This is a genomic window from Legionella oakridgensis ATCC 33761 = DSM 21215 (assembly GCF_000512355.1).
GTDB classification, from domain to species: Bacteria; Pseudomonadota; Gammaproteobacteria; order Legionellales; family Legionellaceae; genus Legionella_A; species Legionella_A oakridgensis.
Genome location: NZ_CP004006.1, coordinates 1,502,045 through 1,519,375, shown reverse-complemented (window position 1 = coordinate 1,519,375; position 17,331 = coordinate 1,502,045). Strand labels below are relative to the sequence as shown.

Sequence of the window (17,331 nt, the reverse complement as noted above, 5' to 3'; positions counted from 1 at the left end):
CATTATACCACAGAGCCAAGTTTAAAGATGGGTAAATACATGGCGACCACCAGGCCGCCTACCAATATACCTAATATTGCCATGATCATTGGCTCTAATAAACTACTTAATGAGTCTACGGCATTATCAACTTCTTCTTCAAAAAAATCAGCCACCTTAGTAAGCATTTGTTCCAATGCACCAGATTCTTCACCAATAGCTATCATTTGTACCACCATATTAGGAAATAATTTCGTATTTTCCATGGCGATTTGCATTTGTTGCCCATTGGATACTTCTTCCCTGATTTTATCCGTTGCTTCAGCATATAAAATATTTCCTGTTGCGCCTGATACGGATTTCAAGGCTTCCACTAAGGGTAAACCGGCCGCAAAAGTAATGGAAAGGGTACGTGAAAAACGGGCTATGGCCGCTTTTTCAAGAATGGTGCCAACCACTGGAATTTTTAATAAATAGCGGTCTACTTGGTGGGCAAAATGCGCTGAATGATTGCGAGCATAGATAAAGCTATACACCCCAAGACCTAACAAACCAAATATAATATACCAATAGGATTGGAAGAATTCCGAGAGGCTGATGACACCACGGGTTAATGCTGGAAGATCGGCTCCAAACCCTTCAAATAAAGATTCAAATTGCGGGACAACAAAGATTAACAATCCAGCGGTAACGAGAAATGCTACCACAATAACGGCCATAGGATAGGTAAGTGCTTTTTTTATTTTCTTTTTAATGGTTTCTATTTTTTCCTTATAAGTGGCTATCTTATCAAGCATAACATCTAAAGAGCCTGATTTTTCGCCAGCATCCACCAGGTTACAAAACAGTTCGTTGAAAAAAGCAGGATGTTTTTTAAGGGATTCTGCTAGTGTTAAGCCGGATTCTACATCTTTTTTGATGGTCTCAATCAAATCTTTCATACGCTGATTGCTTTGGCCCTTGGCAACGATTTCAAACGATTGAATTAAAGGAATACCGGCTTCAATCATGGTTGCCATTTGGCGACTAAATACGGTGATGTCAATTGGTTTTATTTTTTTGCTTTTTTTAAAGAAAGGTGCTCTTTTTTTAACGATTTTGCGAGTGATAACTCCCTGTTTGCGCAACTCTGTTTTAGCGATAGCAATACTGCGAGCATCAATAACACCATTGAGTTTTTCTCCGGATTGATTCACTCCTTCCCACTGATAAGTGACGGTGGTGTTTGTGTTTTTAGCCATAATATTAATCCACAGTTACCCGATTGACTTCTTCAATCGTTGTAATACCTTCTTTAATTTTTTCAAGCCCGGATTGATAGACGGTGAGCATGCCTTCTTCTTGGGCTTGCTTGAGAATATCGAGAGAATTTCCGCCAGACATAATTAAGCGGCCAAGATTTTTAGTCATGGGCAAGACTTCAAATAAGCCAATACGCCCGCGATAACCATTAGTGCATTGGCTGCAACCATTAGCTTTGTAGGCTTTCAGAGTATTTGCTTCAACTTCTGAAAAACCAAGTTCAATTAAACTGGCAATGGTGAAATCATCACGTATAACCTTGCATTGATCGCACAAACGCCTCACCAACCGTTGAGCAATAATCAAGCTTACGGAGCTTGCAATATTAAAAGAAGGAATGCCCATATTGACCAGACGAGTCAATGTTTCAGCAGCACTGTTGGTATGCAAAGTGGATAAAACCAAGTGACCGGTTTGGGCGGCTTTAATGGCTATTTCTGCGGTTTCCAAATCCCGTATTTCACCAACCATGATAATATCCGGATCTTGACGTAAAAAAGCACGTAAAGCGCTGGAAAAAGTAAGGCCGGCTTTTGTATTGATATTCACTTGATTAATGCCTGGGACCTTAATTTCCACTGGATCTTCCGCCGTTGAAATATTATTTTCAGTAGTATTGAGTGTGTTTAAGGCGGAATAGAGAGTTACAGTTTTACCGCTTCCTGTAGGGCCGGTAACGAGAATCATTCCCTGAGGCCGCTGAATGGCTTGTAAAAAGTGTTCTTTTTGTTTTGGGTTAAATCCCAGGGATTCAACTCCAAGCTTGGTTGAGCCAGGGTCGAGGATTCTCATCACCACTTTTTCGCCAGCCACTGTTGGACAAGTGCTCACTCGAAAGTCAACAGAGCGGGTTGGTGACAATTTCATCTTAAAGCGGCCATCTTGCGGAATACGACGTTCAGAAATATCCAGATTTGACATGACCTTAATACGGGCAGAAATCCGAGCCGCCAGGCTGATTGGCGGTGTGGTGATTTCATTGAGGATCCCATCTTGCCGGTAACGGATACGATAGCTGCGTTCATAAGGCTCAAAATGAATATCAGAAGCGCTTTTTTTTATGGCTTCAACGATGATTCTATTCACAAATTTTACGATGGGCGCATCTTCACTTGATAAACCGGACGTATCTGCTTCATTATCTTCTTCATCCGTGCTGAATTCCAAGCCGTCAATATCTTTGGTTTCATCAAAATAAGAGGCTAAGCCCTGACTTTCTTTTTCGTGAATGAGTTTATCAATCAATTCATTTAATTTATCCGTTTCAACAATCAATGGCATGGCATGTAAACCGGTATGAAACTGAATTTCTTTCAATGAGGCATGTTTACTTGGATCATCTATGGCTATGTATAATTGTTTTCCGCGACTGAATAAGGGTATCAGACCATGACGTTGAATTAATTTATCGCTGACTAACGTGGTAGGTATTGAATCAATATCGATACAATCCAGATCAAGAACCGGGACACCAAAGTTTTGGGCTACTGACAAAGCAATCTGTTTGGCTGAAATAATGTTACTATCCACCAAGTATTGTTGAAGACTTTGCTTATTACGTGTTGCAAGTTGCTGATATTTCAAAGCATTATCTTTATCAAGTAAATGTTCTTGAACTAAAAGCTGAGCAATACCTTGTAAATGCTCTTCTGGCATAAGGGACATAATGAATAAATTTTTATTAACTTTATGATAACTATAGGCAAAAAAAGTAATGATTGCATTAGACAACGTCCATAAAGTTTCGTGAGGAGCGAAAAAGTGATAAATTGAGGCCAATTTATCGCTTTTGCAGCCCCGCGAGAACTTTAGGGACGTTGCCTATATATTGCGAGAGCGAATCCTAGTTTCTAGTGGTATGCTATGAAATGGAAATGATATAGTACAATGACATTGGCATAGGCAGGATTGATTTTGGCTTTGGAAGAGCAGGCAATTAAATATCGTTCACTGGATGATTGGTTCAAAACACCTCAAGGTGTTAGGGTCGCTTTGGCTTTTGCTTCCGAGCTAAAAAATTTCCACAGTCATTTGATGGGAGGGACCTTGTTGCAACTGGGGAGTTGTGGGGAAAATCTTTGGTTGCCTTCATTACGTTTTCAACATAAATGGATTGTAACGCCATATATTGATGCGCAAAAGGCTTCTTTGAATGCTTCCTTGAATGGATTGCCCATTGATAGAAACAGCATTGATTGTATTATTGCTCCTTTAACCATGGAAGCCTTTCAGCGAGATAAAAATCCTTTGGATGAAATGGATCGTATTTTAAAATCCATGGGATATATTATATTTTTAGGCATTAATCCTTGGAGTTTTTGGGGTGTTTCCTTAAAGTGGAGGCATTTGGCATGCTTTGGTGGCTTGTCAGCAAGCCTGACTTCTTCTTTTTCAGTAAAACGAATTTTGATGCATCGCGGCTATAGCCAGTTTGTGCATACCAGTTTTTATTATGTACCACCGGTCATTCAGGAAAATTTACTTAGGAAATTAGAGTTTTTTAATGAAATGGGAAAGATGATATGGCCATTTCCTGCCGGACTATATTGTCTGATTCTGCAAAAACAAGAACCATGCTCTCCTTTGGCATTATTGAATATGCTTGAAGAAGAGGAGCGGCTGCTTGAAAATAAACCATCATTACCCGCCGCAGGGCGGCAATGGTTGCACAAGTGATTATTTAGTAAAAATATTTGTATCTGGCAAGGGTGAGCATTTGAACACTGTCCTGATGTTTTTGTATACTATGCATCTTTTATTTTCTGGCTTATTTCATGACAAAAAAAATGCTGTACCGCATCACTTTCTCATATCTTGATGCTATTTATGAAATCTATGCGCGTAAAGTGTGTGAAAGTGATATGTTTGGTTTTCTCGAAGTTGAGGATTTTGTTTTTGGAGAAACAACTTCCCTTGTTGTTGATCCTTCGGAAGAACGTTTAAAGGTTGAATTTAATGGCGTCCAACGCACGTTCATTCCCATGCACTCGGTGTTTCGTATCGATGAAGTAAATAAAAAGGGGACAGCCAAAGTTCGGGACAAAGCATCAGACTCTAGTAAAATAAGCATGTTCCCCATACGTGGCAAGCCACAAGAATAAATTAACCACTATTATTTGGAAACCAAATGACAATACCAAGTAAAATTCAAAGCGTGTATAAACGCTCTTCTCGTCTTTTTACGACAGAAGAGGTGGAAGCAGCCTTAGATAATATGGCCGCGAATATTCGAGATGTGTTGCATGACAAAAATCCAATTATTATTTGTGTCATGATTGGCGGAATGGTGCCTTTGGGTAATTTATTGCCGCGCCTGGATTTCCCATTGGAAGTAGATTACGTTCATGCTACCCGTTATCGCGGAGAAACAAGTGGTGGAGAACTTCTTTGGAAAGTAAAACCCTCCTTGAATTTACGGGATCGAACAGTGTTGGTCGTCGATGATATTTTAGATGGAGGAGTAACGCTTGCTGCCATTCTTGCTGAAATTAAAGCGATGGGTGCAACACAAGTCTATAGCGCTGTTTTGGTGGATAAACATCATAAACGAGTAGAAAATGGCTTGAAAAATGCTGATTTTGTCGGTTTGCGCGTGGATGATCATTATATTTTTGGTTACGGCATGGATTATAAAGAATACTTGCGCAACGCACCGGGCATATTTATTGTTGCGCCAGAAGATGAATAAATGTTTATGGCTTAGGATATTTTTTTAGAAGTAGAAAATTGACTTAATGCTACGGATAGCTCTTTATACAATTCCGGCAACCATCTGGGTTGAGCAAACGTTGAGGTGGCCGGTTTTTCCCGCCGTAAGTCATTAGGTGCGATAATGATTTTAGTATGACTCAAGCCAACGCGACGTACCAATAGAAATAATTGGTCAATGGCTTTATCGCCAACAGCAAGACAGCCTACGGAAGAAGATTTTCCATGCAAAAAGATGTTACCACCAAGTTTTGTGCGCCCATCTTTGATGGCTTGCAGTCGATCAAAATGGTTTGGATAATCAATCATCATCGATAAATGATGGGCACTAAATGGATTAAAAGACGTTAAATGATAAATTCCTTCTGGAATTTGCAGATCATGTTCTTTAAGTTTAGGCCCTAAACGCCCGCTAAATGCTGTTAAAGGATACGTGTGTATGTAGCGCCACAGTGTATGTTCGCCTCTTGCCCATAATTCTATGTGTCTTTCTTTCTTAAAGGCTAACAAGGTAATGTCTTTAGGTGGATAATCAACGCCGGCTCTGGAAAACAACGTTTTTAAATGAGGTTCCGTTTGCAAGCCATAACGCCTAACCGCGTTATCAATGGCTTTATTTAAATTAACTTTGGGTGCCATTCCATACATAAGCGAATGGTAGGATAATAAAAGAATAATAAATAAATAGCGCATAGTACTATCTAAAACCGAACCTTCAGTATGGTATCAAAAATAATTTAATAGAACAATTTATAGCCATTAATATGGTCTGTTACTGTCTAATAACGTCCACTATAACTCATTGCATCGGTTGTACCAATTGCCTGGTTAAAAAATCAGGCGTAACATCCAGAGTGCCTACGGATGGAATAAGCCCATAATGATTGGGACATAAGTAGCTTACCCTGTTATTGACATCAATCTTATAAAATACATAGCGATAAGAGCAATAGCTTGGCGGATTAAAAGATGCAACTTGCATCAACGCTGTTCCCGGAAGTTTATTGGCAATGAATCGGGCGTTTATCCATAGATTAATAAGTAAAATTACACTTCCTGTAACCAGCAATGCAAAAGCAAGACCAGCGAGATAACGGATGTATTTTTTTTGAAACATTGGCGTATGAAGCATCCAATAAAATAATGAGCCAAGCATGCTTGTCAGGGTGATTGTATAGAGTGTGGTGTTTTGATAATCAAAATGAGTGCCAAGTATTTCTCCACCGGCATGTTGATATTGCATATAAAGAGCAGCCAGAGATAACCATAGCGCTATCAATACGTAATTGATTCGCTTTCTCATTAAGCCTAGAACTAGTATGACGAGGGATAATAAAGGAAGTATATAATAAATGACACTCGCTAATACATTCATGGCACGAATCCTTCATGACATTTAAAATTAAGGCTTACATTTTACCTCAGCAAAGATAGGTTGTCGCTAGGGATGCCAACATTTCAACGTTCTGAATCCGTCGTTGCAAGACATCATTTTCTCTCATTCACTGCATCATTTTCTAATGGTTCTTTAATGAAGAGCAATTCGGGCGAAATGGCATGAGGAAGTGCTTCTATTTGCTTATTATTCAAGCGAATACGATTAAAATTAAAACCATGTAAAGCTGGTAACATGTATTTAAAAGGATATTGCCAACTGGCTTGTAAATTATTTTGCTTGATTCTTTTTTGTGATGTATGGGGATGAATACTGCCTAGCCAGATGGGTTGTTGATAATGACGTAAATGATAATTGGAACGCCATAATCTTAGTATTAAAAATGGTTCACCTCGACCGGGAGTATATGTCATTACCAATGCTGGCTTTCTATTTTGATATAATTGCGCCATTAATGGCAATTCTTCAGGAGCGTTTTTACCTCCAGCGCGCAGCAGTAAAGAATATAAGAAAGAATTTGATTGTTTTTTCCATCCGTAATTTCTTAAGGCATGCTCAAATACTTCAATTGAACCAGCGTATTGAATATTAAAAAGACCTGTCTGTTGCCCTAATCGATTCGTGGTATAGATAGGAAGCAAAGGTCGGTTTTGATGCCACCAGACTTGATGTGTCAGTATGTATTGCTTGATATAGGGATGATGTGCCTTGACAAGTTTTTTGTAGTAAAACATGCAAGAGATTGCAGTCGTTATTAATAATAATAGGCAGGAACATACGATAGGCAATTGCGAATGTTCAGTCATGTGGGGGGTGCGCCGATAAAATATCCAATGACCTAAACAAATCGACAATCCTATGAAATAAGCACCCATAACACTGTTTAGCCAATTATCGCCAAGATAAACAGAACCTAACCCACTGAGTACTAGCAACAATAAAAGAATAATGCGAATCGCCAGCGTTAGGATGGTACGATATTGCGTACTGATGTATAAAATTAAAAAGCCAAAAAATGTCATGGCAAATGTCAAATCAATGGCTGGATAATGTAAATTGGTTTGATATTTTAGTAAGCCATGAGGTTTTGGTGGATGGATGATGGTCGCAAGTAAGGTGGTGATGATGATGCAAAAAAAACCCAGACTTAGCCAATATTTTAAAGTGCGCCAGTCACGATGATAAATTAAATAAAAAGCGATCGACAAAATGAGTGTTAATAAAGAAAGTGGATAAATAAACAGACTGATGACTATAAAGAAGGCATCAAACGATTGGGTTCGTAAACTTTGTAAAAAATGATGGATAGGTTGATTAATGGCGGTTATCCAGGTTTCTTGAAAAGCCAGCGTGGTAAAAATAAGAGAAATAAGAAATGTAAATAAGAATAAAAAGATTAATGCGGCGGTGGGGTAGTAATTTGTCTCATGGGCCGGCGTCAATACACGAATGTAATTGGCTAGGCGTGGGTGATCTTTTGACCATGCCCAGAACCGATGCAGATGGACACGAAGAATAATATTAAGATGTTTAAGAACCCATTTCATCGCAATGGTAAGTATCCAGATTAAAATAAGCAGCATAAGAATCAGGATGAATAAACGGCTTGCGGTTTCTGCTGACAGCTCACTGCTTGCGGCGCCTATTAAAACTCCAGGCATTACGTACAACATTGCCCAGGCAATGGCTGAGATTATATTTGCTAAAAGAAAATGCCAGCGGTTCATATGCATCATGCCGGCTATAACGGGTATCATAGAGCGCAACGGACCTATGAATCGTCCTATTAAAACGCTCTTTCCACCATGTTTTGCAAAGTAATCTTTTCCATAATGAAGCCAATTGGGATAGCGACTAAATGGCCAAATATTGGTGATTCGATTCCTAAATATGTAACCTAGAAAATAACTGGCACTGTCACCAGCAACTGCGCCTAGAGAAGCTGCAAGTAACGTCAAATCAATTCGCATGATTCCGGAACCGGCAAGAATTCCGATAGCCGTCATAGTAACAGAGCCTGGAATGATGCTGCCTATGATGGCAAGAGACTCACTAAAAGAAATTAAAAAGGTAATAAACAATGCCCAGCTGGGATTGGCATATATCCAGGTCGTCAATGGTTGCAAATAATCCGAAAATAAATGCATGGTTTCTCAATGTTCAAATAGAGTTAAAAAATTTTGAATAAATTTTCCGCTGACCTCGTTGATATGGATGCTTGTGACAAAGTCTTGAATTTGAGTCATTTGCATTTTTGCATATCCACATGGATTTATGCCGGAGAATGGCTCTAGATCCATGGCAACATTGAGTGCTATTCCATGATAGGTGCAGCCATTTTTGACACGCAAGCCAATAGATGCAATTTTTTTCCCGTTGACGTATACACCAGGTGCACCACATTGCGTTTGTGCTTCAATATGATAGGTGTTTAACATATTAATGAGGACTTGTTCTAATCGTGAGACTAAAGTACGGATTCCCAGGTGCCGCCGACGTATGTCCATGAGAACATAGACAACCAGTTGTCCAGGTCCATGATAAGTTACTTGGCCTCCTCGGTCGCTTTGAATAACAGGAATGGCGCGGGGGTTCAAGACATGTTCAGCTTTGCCTGCTTGTCCTTGAGTATAAACAGGTAAGTGCTCAAGTAGCCATAATTCGTCTTGTGTTGCTTCATGCCGTTCAAGAGTAAATTGTTTCATGGCATTCCATACATCGAGATATGGCTGAGTTCCGAGATGATGAATCGTAATCATTACAGTACCATTTTAATATCGGGATGTTGGGTTAAGTCCATATACAATGCATCTAGGGTAATTTGGTCCTGTACATACACAGTGATTGTGATAGAAAGATAATTTCCCTGTTGACTGAATTGAGTACTAATTGCCTTATTTTCAAGGGAAGGGAAATGTTTTTTTGTCATGGTTATAATTTCAGAGAGAAATGTCTCTTTATTTATCCCAATGATTTTAATTGGAAAATCACAAGGAAACTGCATGAGAGTTTGATCTTTTTTCATAGTTTCTGCTTCAGTGATTGTTGAAATTTTGTTTCCAACTGTTGCCAGTATCGTCCTCCATATCCAATTCCTATGGTTTGATTGTTTATATGGGTTATAGGAAAGACTTCTTTTGTTGTACTGGTTAACCAAACTTCCTGGGCATTTATAAGTGCTTCTTGGCTGATGGTTTCTTCGCGCAATGGCCAGTTTAGTTCCTTAATTAATTCTATCACTATTTCACGAGTGATGCCGGGAAGACAAAGGTTGTTTTTAGGTGAAGTACGAATAACGCCATCACTATCCACAATAAAAATATTGCTTGCACTGCCTTCGGTGACAAAACCATCGCGGACAAGAATAGCCGTTTGCGCACCGGCTGAAACTGCTTCATTATTAAGAAGTATATTGGCAAGCATTGAAGTGGTTTTAATATCGCATCGTAGCCAGCGTATATCGTTGACCAAGTGAGCGTGTATACCAAGTTTTTTACTGGCATAGGTTGGATAGGGCACATGCAAAGTAAAAGCAATAATGGTAGGCACTGGATCTTTAGGTAAGTCGTGGTGACGTTTTCCTTGATTACCGCGTGTAATTTGCAAATAGATTTGTAAATCACCGGAACCATTTTGTTTGATAAGCTCTTGAAAGATCATGCGCCAATTTACTGAAGGCATGGCCATTTTTATGCTGTCTAGACTCGATGCAAGACGAGCCATATGTCTTGCATAGAAATAAATCTCTCCTTGATAGACGGGGATAACTTCATAAACGCTGTCTCCGAAGAGAAGGCCGCGATCGAAAACCGAAATTTTCGCATCGGCGGCAGCAACGTATTCTCCATTAATATAGACGATTTGTTTCATGATAGGCGATTAAGAACCAAACCAACCCTTAAAGGTCAGGCGAATGCTATCTTTTACGCGTGTGAAGAAGCCTCCTTTAGGAACCGTTTGTAAGGCATATAAAGGTTGGGTAATAATGATTTTATTATCAAACTGAACCAGCAATTCTCCGACTTGATCGCCTTTATTAATGGGGGCTTGCAGATGTTTTGGAATTCGAGTATTTACACTTAAACGCTGGTATTGACCTTCTGGAATGGTCACGAATTGATCTTTTAGAAGACCAACGGTCACTTTATCGGTTTTACCTTTATATAGGGGTAGCTCGGCAATACTCTTTCCACCTTGATACAGGGTATGAGTTTCATAGAAGCGGAATCCATAATTCAGCAATCGTTCGCTGTCATCTGCTCTTGATTTTTCATTTGGTGCACCAAGGACTACAGCCAGCAAGCGCATGTTATTCCGTTTTGCAGATGAAACCAGACAATAACCGGCATCATTCGTATGGCCAGTCTTAAGACCATCCACTTGATTATCTCGCCATAAAAGTTGATTGCGATTTGGCTGGCGGATCCCGTTAAAAGTAAACCACTTTTGCTTATATAAGTGATAATATTGTGGAAAATCATTAATGATAGCTCTGCCAAGTATGGCTAAGTCTTTGGCAGTCGTGTAAAGTTCTTTATCAGGTAAGCCGGTACTGTCTGTAAAATGACTGTTTTTCATACCTAAATTAATAGCTTGATGATTCATGATTTCAGTAAAAGCTTGTTCGCTGCCACCCAAATATTCAGCCATAGCAACGCAAGCATCATTTCCGGAATCAACAATGATGCCTTTTAGAAGATCTTCCACGCTAACCTGTTGACCTTCCTTAACAAACATTCGAGAACCGCCTGTTCTCCATGCTTGTTCACTGATACGTACATTGTCATTAAGATGGATCTGACCGTTACGCAATGCATTTGAGATGACATAAAGTGTCATCATTTTTGTCAAACTGGCGGGTGGTAATTTTTCTTCACTGTTTTTTTCAGCAAGTACTTTCCCACTGTTGACATCAATTAAAATATAAGCCGTGGCATTTAAAGTAGGGGCAGCAGGAGTAATGAGAGGGCTGCTGTGAATGGTGTCGGGTTGCACTAAGTCTTGCGACAAGGGGGGGTTAGCATAAAAACAATAGAATGAATTGATAAGTATATGAACAATGCGGATTTTGTTATAAAAGAGGAGGGTTTACTCATGTCATTATCCAGTGTTAAAAATGAAGTTATCTTATCACAGCCTTAAGCCGCCAACCAAATGACAAAATCGCATTTTCAGGTAGATCCTAATATTTCCTCGATAAAAAATGTTGCCTGTGGCTAATTCGCTTTTTCATTTTGAAAAGGTATAGTATGTTTTAGGTTGGAGTCTGCTACAGGGCTCTATGTATTAATTGTAAGCAGAGTTGAATTTATGAGGACTTTATTATTGTTTATCATTGTATTATTAGCCAGCTGCCAGCATCAAAAAAATGCCGATAATCTTGACGTTGTGCCACAGAAAAAGGCCAGGGTAAACAAGTCTTCTAACATTAACAGTAAAAAAGTAGCCCAAAAGGCAGTCAAGGAAGTTCGTGATGGAGCGCCAAAGGGCCCTATTCCTACCTCGTTTGCTGAAGTAAAACCTGCAACAGAACCACTAAGTCGTTATGGAAACCCTGATGCGTATAGAATAAATGGTCAAACTTATGAAGTTATGACGACATCAAGTGGTTATCGAGCTCGTGGCCTGGCTTCTTGGTATGGAACAAAATTTCATCGTAAACGGACATCAAGTGGCGAAGATTATGATTTATATGGGCTCACTGCCGCACACAAAACATTACCGTTACCAACGTATGTAAAAGTTAAAAATTTGAAGAATGGGAGAGAGGCTATTGTCAAGGTGAATGATAGAGGGCCTTTCCATCAGGATAGATTGATTGATTTATCCTACGGAGCTGCTGCTAAACTCGGTTTATTACCGGAAGGTACAGCACCGGTTGAAATAGAGGCATTGACAACAAATGGACCCAAAGGGCACGAGGCACATTATTATTTGCAGGCAGGGGCGTTTTCTTCCAAGCAATATGCGCATACCTTACAAAATAAATTGGCAAATCTAACACCGTCTCCTGTATTTATTGAACCATATCAACGTTATTATGTGGTCAAAGTAGGACCATTCGCTAATAAAAAAATGGTGGATAATTTGAAAATGGTTTTAGTCAAGCATGGAATCAACGGCGGTTTTTCTGTCTTGCAATAGCGTTTTTTAACGTTGTTATTTAATTTAGGGAAAAAGCGATATGGCAAAAGATTTAGACTCCGAAATCAAGCAGTTTAATCAAATGGCCCTTGAGCGGGAGTTAACCAGTGCTTTAATCATTAAACATCAATTACAACATATGTTGACTGATTTTGAACACCATTTTCCCGGTGAGCAGTCAGCCAAGATTAAAGAAGAAATCATGAATTCTGCTGATGACAGCATAAAAGGTATGCTGCATGCAGAGAATAAAGAATCTTTTGTTCTGCAAGAAAAACGCCTGAATCACTTGGTTGAACAGCTTAAGGAAAAGTTTGGATTAAAAGAAAAAAATCCGAAGCAGCATTAAGTAGCTATCGTTTGCTGTATGTTGTTCTTCGAGGATTAAAAGAAACGAATTATGAAAGGAAAGACCAACTTTCAACCATCTGGTCTGATTGTGATTGGTGTAAAGAGCACCCTGAATATCCTTCCTGGGTAGAACAGTTGAACGATTTGCAAAGACAAAATAATGAACATGATTTTGAACAGCGTAAATCAGAGCTTTTGGCAAAAATATTAAACGACATCTCTGAAAGAAAATTAGATAGTTTGTCTGCTTTAGCTCTTGTTGAGCAGAATATGCAATTATTAAGCGAAACTCGCTTGTCTTATCTTAAGGAATCCCAAAGTCGTTCCAAGTTGATGAAAAGTATGGGATGGGTTGGCCTTGGTGTTTTGTTAGTGGCAGGCGCAACCGTAGCAGCATTGGCTTTTCCTGTTGTAGCTATCCCCGGAATTATTTTAGGTGGGGCGGTCGTTGGTTATGGGGCGATTGATTTTGCTAAAAAAAGTGCAAACTTTTATACAAAAGCAAGCACGGTTCCTATTGGCAGTCGAGAAGAAGATGCACAAACCAGGGCTCATTTGCAGGGATTGGCGGATCAATTAGGGGTTGATTTACCTAAGTTTATTGAAAAGCAACAAGTCCGAGAAGAAAAAAATCTAATGAAAAAAATGGGTTAAACGATTGGGGATGGCTGCCTCATTCACGGGGCTTGCTCTGGGAATAGCGGCCTTGGCGGCTGCTTTGCCATTTATTGGCATGCCATTGGCTGCAGTCGTGGTTATTGCCGTTATCTCATTAGCAGTTGCAGCATTAACAACCACTCTTTTAGCATATAGAGCACGCAAAAAACAAACAGAATGGAAGAGGGAAAAGCAAGAAGTTGAGCAACAAATAACGGAGGATAATAAATTAATGGATGAAGTTTCTTTGCGAGAGCAGGCGAGGGAGCGTTTGGACAGTACTGCAAAAATTATTATGGATGAAGAAAAAGTTAGTGAGCGACTTCACGAAAGCATTAAGCTAGAGCCGAAGCCTACACCTACACTTGTTTCGTCACCTGCCCCAACTCCTGCCTCGGCTGATGTAACTATGACGCCGATGCCAGCATCTAATACCGTGGTGGAGGAAGAACGTAAAATTGCAAGTCTGTATTTGAAAGAAAAAGCCTGTTTGCTAAAAAAGAGAAAGAGGACACTGATCATGATAAATTAGCCGAGGATCAAGAAGGCAGTGATGAGGATGAGATGAATGAAAGGTTATAAGCCAATTTTATATAAGATTATTTTAATTTAACTTTCCACGGAATCTATGATAACGCGCGTTCCTTTCTCACCGTAGCCAGGAAGATTGATGAATTCTTCATTCAACCAGCGTGCGTCTTCAATAAACATGCGGACACAACCATGGCTAGCACGATAGCCTGGTACCGTATCGCTGCCATGCAATGCATAGCCACGGAAAAAATGCATGCAGTAAGGCATTTCAGCGCCACCATGGTTTCCGTCCGCCCGTCTTGGAAAGGCAGTTGAAATACAATCTATGTCTTGTTTGCGAATAATGCGGAATGAACCAGCGGGAGTTTGACAATAATTATCTCGTTGTGAGCATTGACCAGTTCCTGATGAAATAGGGCCCCACCATATTAATTCGCCAGTTTCATCGTAAGCTCCCCAGGCAAGTTGTTTTTGACTGACGTAAATGGTTTTCTCACCATCGGCTTCGATGTAACGAGGAAAAGGAGCCACATCATAAATCGTTAAGCGCTCAATGTTTTTAGGAACGGCGATCACCATGCCTTTCCTTAGAGGAATGTTCATGCGATTAATTCGTTTGACGATATCACGCTCTTCAACGTTCGGGAAAAGATTTTCCCATTGTTCACCCTGTTTGACATGAATGCAGAAATAATCCGGTGCATTACATAAAGTCTCTCCATAGCGTTGTTGTGAAAAGGCGATTTGTGCCATAAAGAGAGATACAGTGGTGACTATTATCGTAAATGATCTCATGATAACCTCACTGATCTTGCTTTATTCATTTATGCAAATATTAACGGCGATTTTAAAAAAACTTAACATGGGAGTCGTCTCACTCTTATAATCTGTGTTAGAGAGTGATTTAAATCGTGATTGAATTTGTTAAATGGAAACGGTACTAGTATGTTATACTCTACAGCAAACATTCGGCGCCATATGGCCTATTATGTAGTTTGATTAGACGGATTAATTTTTATGAGTTGGCTAAAGAAACTATTGCCTTCAAAAATCAGAACAGAAACGTCACAAAAAAAGGCGTTCCAGAAGGGTTATGGATTAAATGTGAAGGGTGTAATGAAGTCCTTTATCGTACTGAATTAATTAAAAATCTTTCTGTTTGTCCAAAATGCAGTCACCATCATCGCTTATCCGGGCGCGATCGCCTTGCGTTATTTCTTGATGCCGAAGGACAAGAAGAGGTTTTTGCTGAGCTAGAACCAATTGACCGCTTGAAATTTAGAGATTCTAAAAAATATAAAGATCGTATTGTTCAGGCTCAGAAAGCGACGGGAGAAAAAGAAGCCTTAATTGTCTATAAAGGGAGCCTGGAAGGACACCCTGTCGTTGCAAGCGCATTTGAATTTAGTTTTATGGGTGGTTCCATGGGGGCTACCGTTGGCGAGAAATTTATTCGTGCTGTGCAGGTGGCAATGGCAGCACGCTGCGCTTACGTCTGTTTTACGGCCAGTGGTGGCGCAAGAATGCAAGAAGGACTGTTTTCATTAATGCAAATGGCTAAAACTTCTGCAGCACTTGCTAAATATGCGGATACTGGCTTGCCATTTATTGTTGTTTTGACGGATCCTACCATGGGAGGCGTTTCAGCTAGTTTTGCCAGTCTTGGAGATATAATCATTGCTGAACCCAAAGCATTGATTGGGTTTGCAGGCCCCCGAGTGATTGAACAAACTGTACGACAAACGCTTCCTGAAGGATTTCAAAGAAGTGAATTTTTATTGGAGCATGGACATATTGATATGATTGTTGAACGTAAGGCTTTACGTTCTACCGTTGCTGAGTTGGTTAATAAGCTGACGCGGCATGTTCCTCAGCAAGCATTAAAGTAATGTTTGCTTTCAATTCCTTTAAGCTGGATGAGTGGTTGTATTTTCTCGAAAACCGCCATCAACAGGAAATTCAGTTGGGTTTATCGCGTATTCAAACGGTGGCGCAACGGTTAAATCTTTTAGCACTTGAGGCGCGCATTATCACCGTTGCTGGCACAAATGGCAAAGGATCTACCGTAGCAGCATTAGAAGCCATTTATCAGGCTGCCGGATATCAGGTTGGATGTTATACGTCACCACATTTGTTGAAGTTCAATGAACGTATTCAGGTTAACCATCAGCCAATTTCAGACGAGTATTTATGTGCCGCATTTAGATTCATTGAGGAAAATCGTGATGAAATAGCGCTCACGTATTTTGAAATGACTACACTTGCCGCATTTTGGTATTTCAAGCAATTTAAGCTGGATATTATTATTCTGGAAGTTGGTATGGGGGGGCGCCAGGATGCCACCAATATCATTGACGCTGATTTGGCTATCATTACGACTATTGATTTGGATCATCAAGAATATTTAGGGGCGAGCAAGGAGGCAATCGCTTATGAAAAAGCAGGTATTTTAAGGGCGAATAAGCCTTTTCTGTATGCAGACACGGATATTCCTGTAAGCCTTATGAAGGAATCTAGCCGACTGAATGCCTCGATGTGCAGTTTGAATAAAGATTATTTTTTTAAGTCGTCAAACGACTATTTACAACTGGTTTTCCCCTCAGGAGATACAATCAAAGTACCTCGCCCGTCTATTAACCATAAGGCTGCTGCTGCCGCCATCACAGCGAGTCGATTGTTGGAGCATTTGCTTCCAGTAAGTGCTGCTCATCTCTGTCAGGCGATGAAAAATGTTATGATCGCTTGCCGGCAGCAGGTGATTCAAGGAAAAATTACAACGGTCTTGGATGTGGCTCATAATCCCCAGGCTGTAAAATTACTGGTTGATTTTATTGAACAACTGCAACCTAAAAAAAATGTGCATGCGGTGTTTTCAGCATTGAAAGACAAAGATCTTTGCGGTTTAATTAAACCTATGAATGCATGTGTTGATTTTTGGTACCCAGCCCTGCTAACAGGAAAACGTGCGGCTACAAAATCGATTTTATTGCAGGCGTTTAAGAATGCCATTCATGACGAGCCGCCATGTTTTGAAAATCCTTTGATGGCTTATCATGCAGCCTGCAGGCAAGCAGGGCCGGATGATGTAATTATTGTTTATGGTTCATTTTTAACGGTTAATGTAGTTTTTTCCGAAACACATAACTTTGTAGCTGAATAGCAAATTCTACTAAAAAAAGGCAAAATGTGTTATTTTATGCCTTTCGTGAAAATAATATACTTTTTGTCTTATTTATAATGAACTTGTTATCAACGCTCTT

Annotated in this window: 18 protein-coding genes and 1 pseudogene; 9 read left to right on the top strand and 10 right to left on the bottom strand. The window is 39.8% G+C overall.

Annotated elements, in window-relative coordinates; translation table 11 throughout:
• Positions 1-2: 2 nt before the first annotated feature.
• Both LOA_RS07445 and pilB read right to left on the bottom strand, forming a co-directional pair.
• Entirely contained in the window at positions 3-1,220 is a 1,218-nt protein-coding gene (locus LOA_RS07445; RefSeq protein ID WP_025385786.1) for a type II secretion system F family protein, read from the bottom strand.
• 4 nt (positions 1,221-1,224) lie between these two features.
• Positions 1,225-2,946 (bottom strand): type IV-A pilus assembly ATPase PilB, encoded by a 1,722-nt coding sequence (pilB, locus tag LOA_RS07440; RefSeq protein WP_025385785.1) that lies wholly within the window; start codon positions 2,944-2,946, stop codon positions 1,225-1,227.
• Between the two features lie 249 nt (positions 2,947-3,195).
• Between pilB and LOA_RS07435 the strand changes: the two genes are divergently transcribed.
• The 3 genes from LOA_RS07435 to LOA_RS07425 all read left to right on the top strand — a co-directional run bounded on the left by LOA_RS07435 (position 3,196) and on the right by LOA_RS07425 (position 4,969).
• Entirely contained in the window at positions 3,196-3,957 is a 762-nt protein-coding gene (locus LOA_RS07435) for a methyltransferase domain-containing protein (RefSeq protein ID WP_025385784.1), read from the top strand.
• Positions 3,958-4,055: 98 nt separating this feature from the next.
• Entirely contained in the window at positions 4,056-4,382 is a 327-nt protein-coding gene (locus LOA_RS07430) for a DUF1820 family protein (protein WP_025385783.1), read from the top strand.
• Positions 4,383-4,408: 26 nt separating this feature from the next.
• Complete coding sequence (locus LOA_RS07425) at positions 4,409-4,969, top strand: hypoxanthine-guanine phosphoribosyltransferase (RefSeq protein WP_025385782.1); 561 nt, start codon at positions 4,409-4,411, stop codon at positions 4,967-4,969.
• 11 nt (positions 4,970-4,980) lie between these two features.
• Here the strand turns inward: LOA_RS07425 and LOA_RS07420 are convergent, their stop codons facing one another.
• The 7 genes from LOA_RS07420 to LOA_RS07390 all read right to left on the bottom strand — a co-directional run bounded on the left by LOA_RS07420 (position 4,981) and on the right by LOA_RS07390 (position 11,395).
• A complete protein-coding gene (locus LOA_RS07420; RefSeq protein WP_025385781.1) occupies positions 4,981-5,682 on the bottom strand; it encodes a L,D-transpeptidase family protein in 702 nt (233 codons plus the stop codon).
• 106 nt (positions 5,683-5,788) lie between these two features.
• The gene (locus LOA_RS07415) at positions 5,789-6,364 is read right to left on the bottom strand and encodes a hypothetical protein (RefSeq protein WP_035894210.1); all 576 of its coding nucleotides are present in this window, start codon (positions 6,362-6,364) and stop codon (positions 5,789-5,791) included.
• 113 nt (positions 6,365-6,477) lie between these two features.
• Entirely contained in the window at positions 6,478-8,532 is a 2,055-nt protein-coding gene (locus LOA_RS07410; RefSeq protein ID WP_025385780.1) for a VTT domain-containing protein, read from the bottom strand.
• A gap of 6 nt (positions 8,533-8,538) precedes the next feature.
• On the bottom strand, positions 8,539-9,141 hold the full coding sequence (gene lipB / locus LOA_RS07405; protein ID WP_025385779.1) for a lipoyl(octanoyl) transferase LipB: 603 nt from the start codon (positions 9,139-9,141) through the stop codon (positions 8,539-8,541).
• Between the two features lie 2 nt (positions 9,142-9,143).
• The gene (locus LOA_RS07400) at positions 9,144-9,410 is read right to left on the bottom strand and encodes an HP0495 family protein (protein ID WP_025385778.1); all 267 of its coding nucleotides are present in this window, start codon (positions 9,408-9,410) and stop codon (positions 9,144-9,146) included.
• The gene (locus LOA_RS07395) at positions 9,407-10,255 is read right to left on the bottom strand and encodes a D-amino acid aminotransferase (RefSeq protein ID WP_025385777.1); all 849 of its coding nucleotides are present in this window, start codon (positions 10,253-10,255) and stop codon (positions 9,407-9,409) included. Before LOA_RS07395 ends, LOA_RS07400 begins: the two co-directional genes overlap by 4 nt.
• Before the next feature lie 9 nt (positions 10,256-10,264).
• The gene (locus LOA_RS07390) at positions 10,265-11,395 is read right to left on the bottom strand and encodes a D-alanyl-D-alanine carboxypeptidase family protein (protein WP_025385776.1); all 1,131 of its coding nucleotides are present in this window, start codon (positions 11,393-11,395) and stop codon (positions 10,265-10,267) included.
• A 300-nt stretch (positions 11,396-11,695) separates the two neighbouring features.
• Between LOA_RS07390 and LOA_RS07385 the strand changes: the two genes are divergently transcribed.
• The 4 genes from LOA_RS07385 to LOA_RS07370 are packed head-to-tail and all read left to right on the top strand — an operon-like array spanning position 11,696 to position 14,069.
• Positions 11,696-12,529, top strand: a complete 834-nt coding sequence (locus LOA_RS07385) for a septal ring lytic transglycosylase RlpA family protein (protein WP_025385775.1) — start codon at positions 11,696-11,698, stop codon at positions 12,527-12,529.
• Between the two features lie 40 nt (positions 12,530-12,569).
• Entirely contained in the window at positions 12,570-12,878 is a 309-nt protein-coding gene (locus LOA_RS07380; RefSeq protein WP_025385774.1) for a hypothetical protein, read from the top strand.
• Positions 12,879-12,889: 11 nt separating this feature from the next.
• The gene (locus tag LOA_RS07375) at positions 12,890-13,534 is read left to right on the top strand and encodes a hypothetical protein (RefSeq protein WP_025385773.1); all 645 of its coding nucleotides are present in this window, start codon (positions 12,890-12,892) and stop codon (positions 13,532-13,534) included.
• Positions 13,535-13,544: 10 nt separating this feature from the next.
• Positions 13,545-14,069 carry a hypothetical protein gene (locus LOA_RS07370; protein ID WP_025385772.1) on the top strand — a complete coding sequence of 175 codons (525 nt, stop codon included), beginning with the start codon at positions 13,545-13,547 and terminating at the stop codon, positions 14,067-14,069.
• 77 nt (positions 14,070-14,146) lie between these two features.
• Here LOA_RS07370 and LOA_RS07365 read toward each other — a convergent pair whose 3' ends face one another.
• On the bottom strand, positions 14,147-14,866 hold the full coding sequence (locus LOA_RS07365; protein ID WP_025385771.1) for a L,D-transpeptidase: 720 nt from the start codon (positions 14,864-14,866) through the stop codon (positions 14,147-14,149).
• A gap of 222 nt (positions 14,867-15,088) precedes the next feature.
• On the opposite strand from LOA_RS07365, the pseudogene accD reads away from it, so the two are divergent.
• Positions 15,089-15,960 (top strand): annotated as a pseudogene (gene accD / locus LOA_RS07360) (acetyl-CoA carboxylase, carboxyltransferase subunit beta).
• Positions 15,960-17,231, top strand: coding sequence for a bifunctional tetrahydrofolate synthase/dihydrofolate synthase (gene folC / locus LOA_RS07355; RefSeq protein WP_035894198.1), 1,272 nt, complete (start codon positions 15,960-15,962; stop codon positions 17,229-17,231). The pseudogene accD and the gene folC overlap by 1 nt, the downstream one beginning before the upstream one ends.
• Positions 17,232-17,331: the final 100 nt, after the last annotated feature.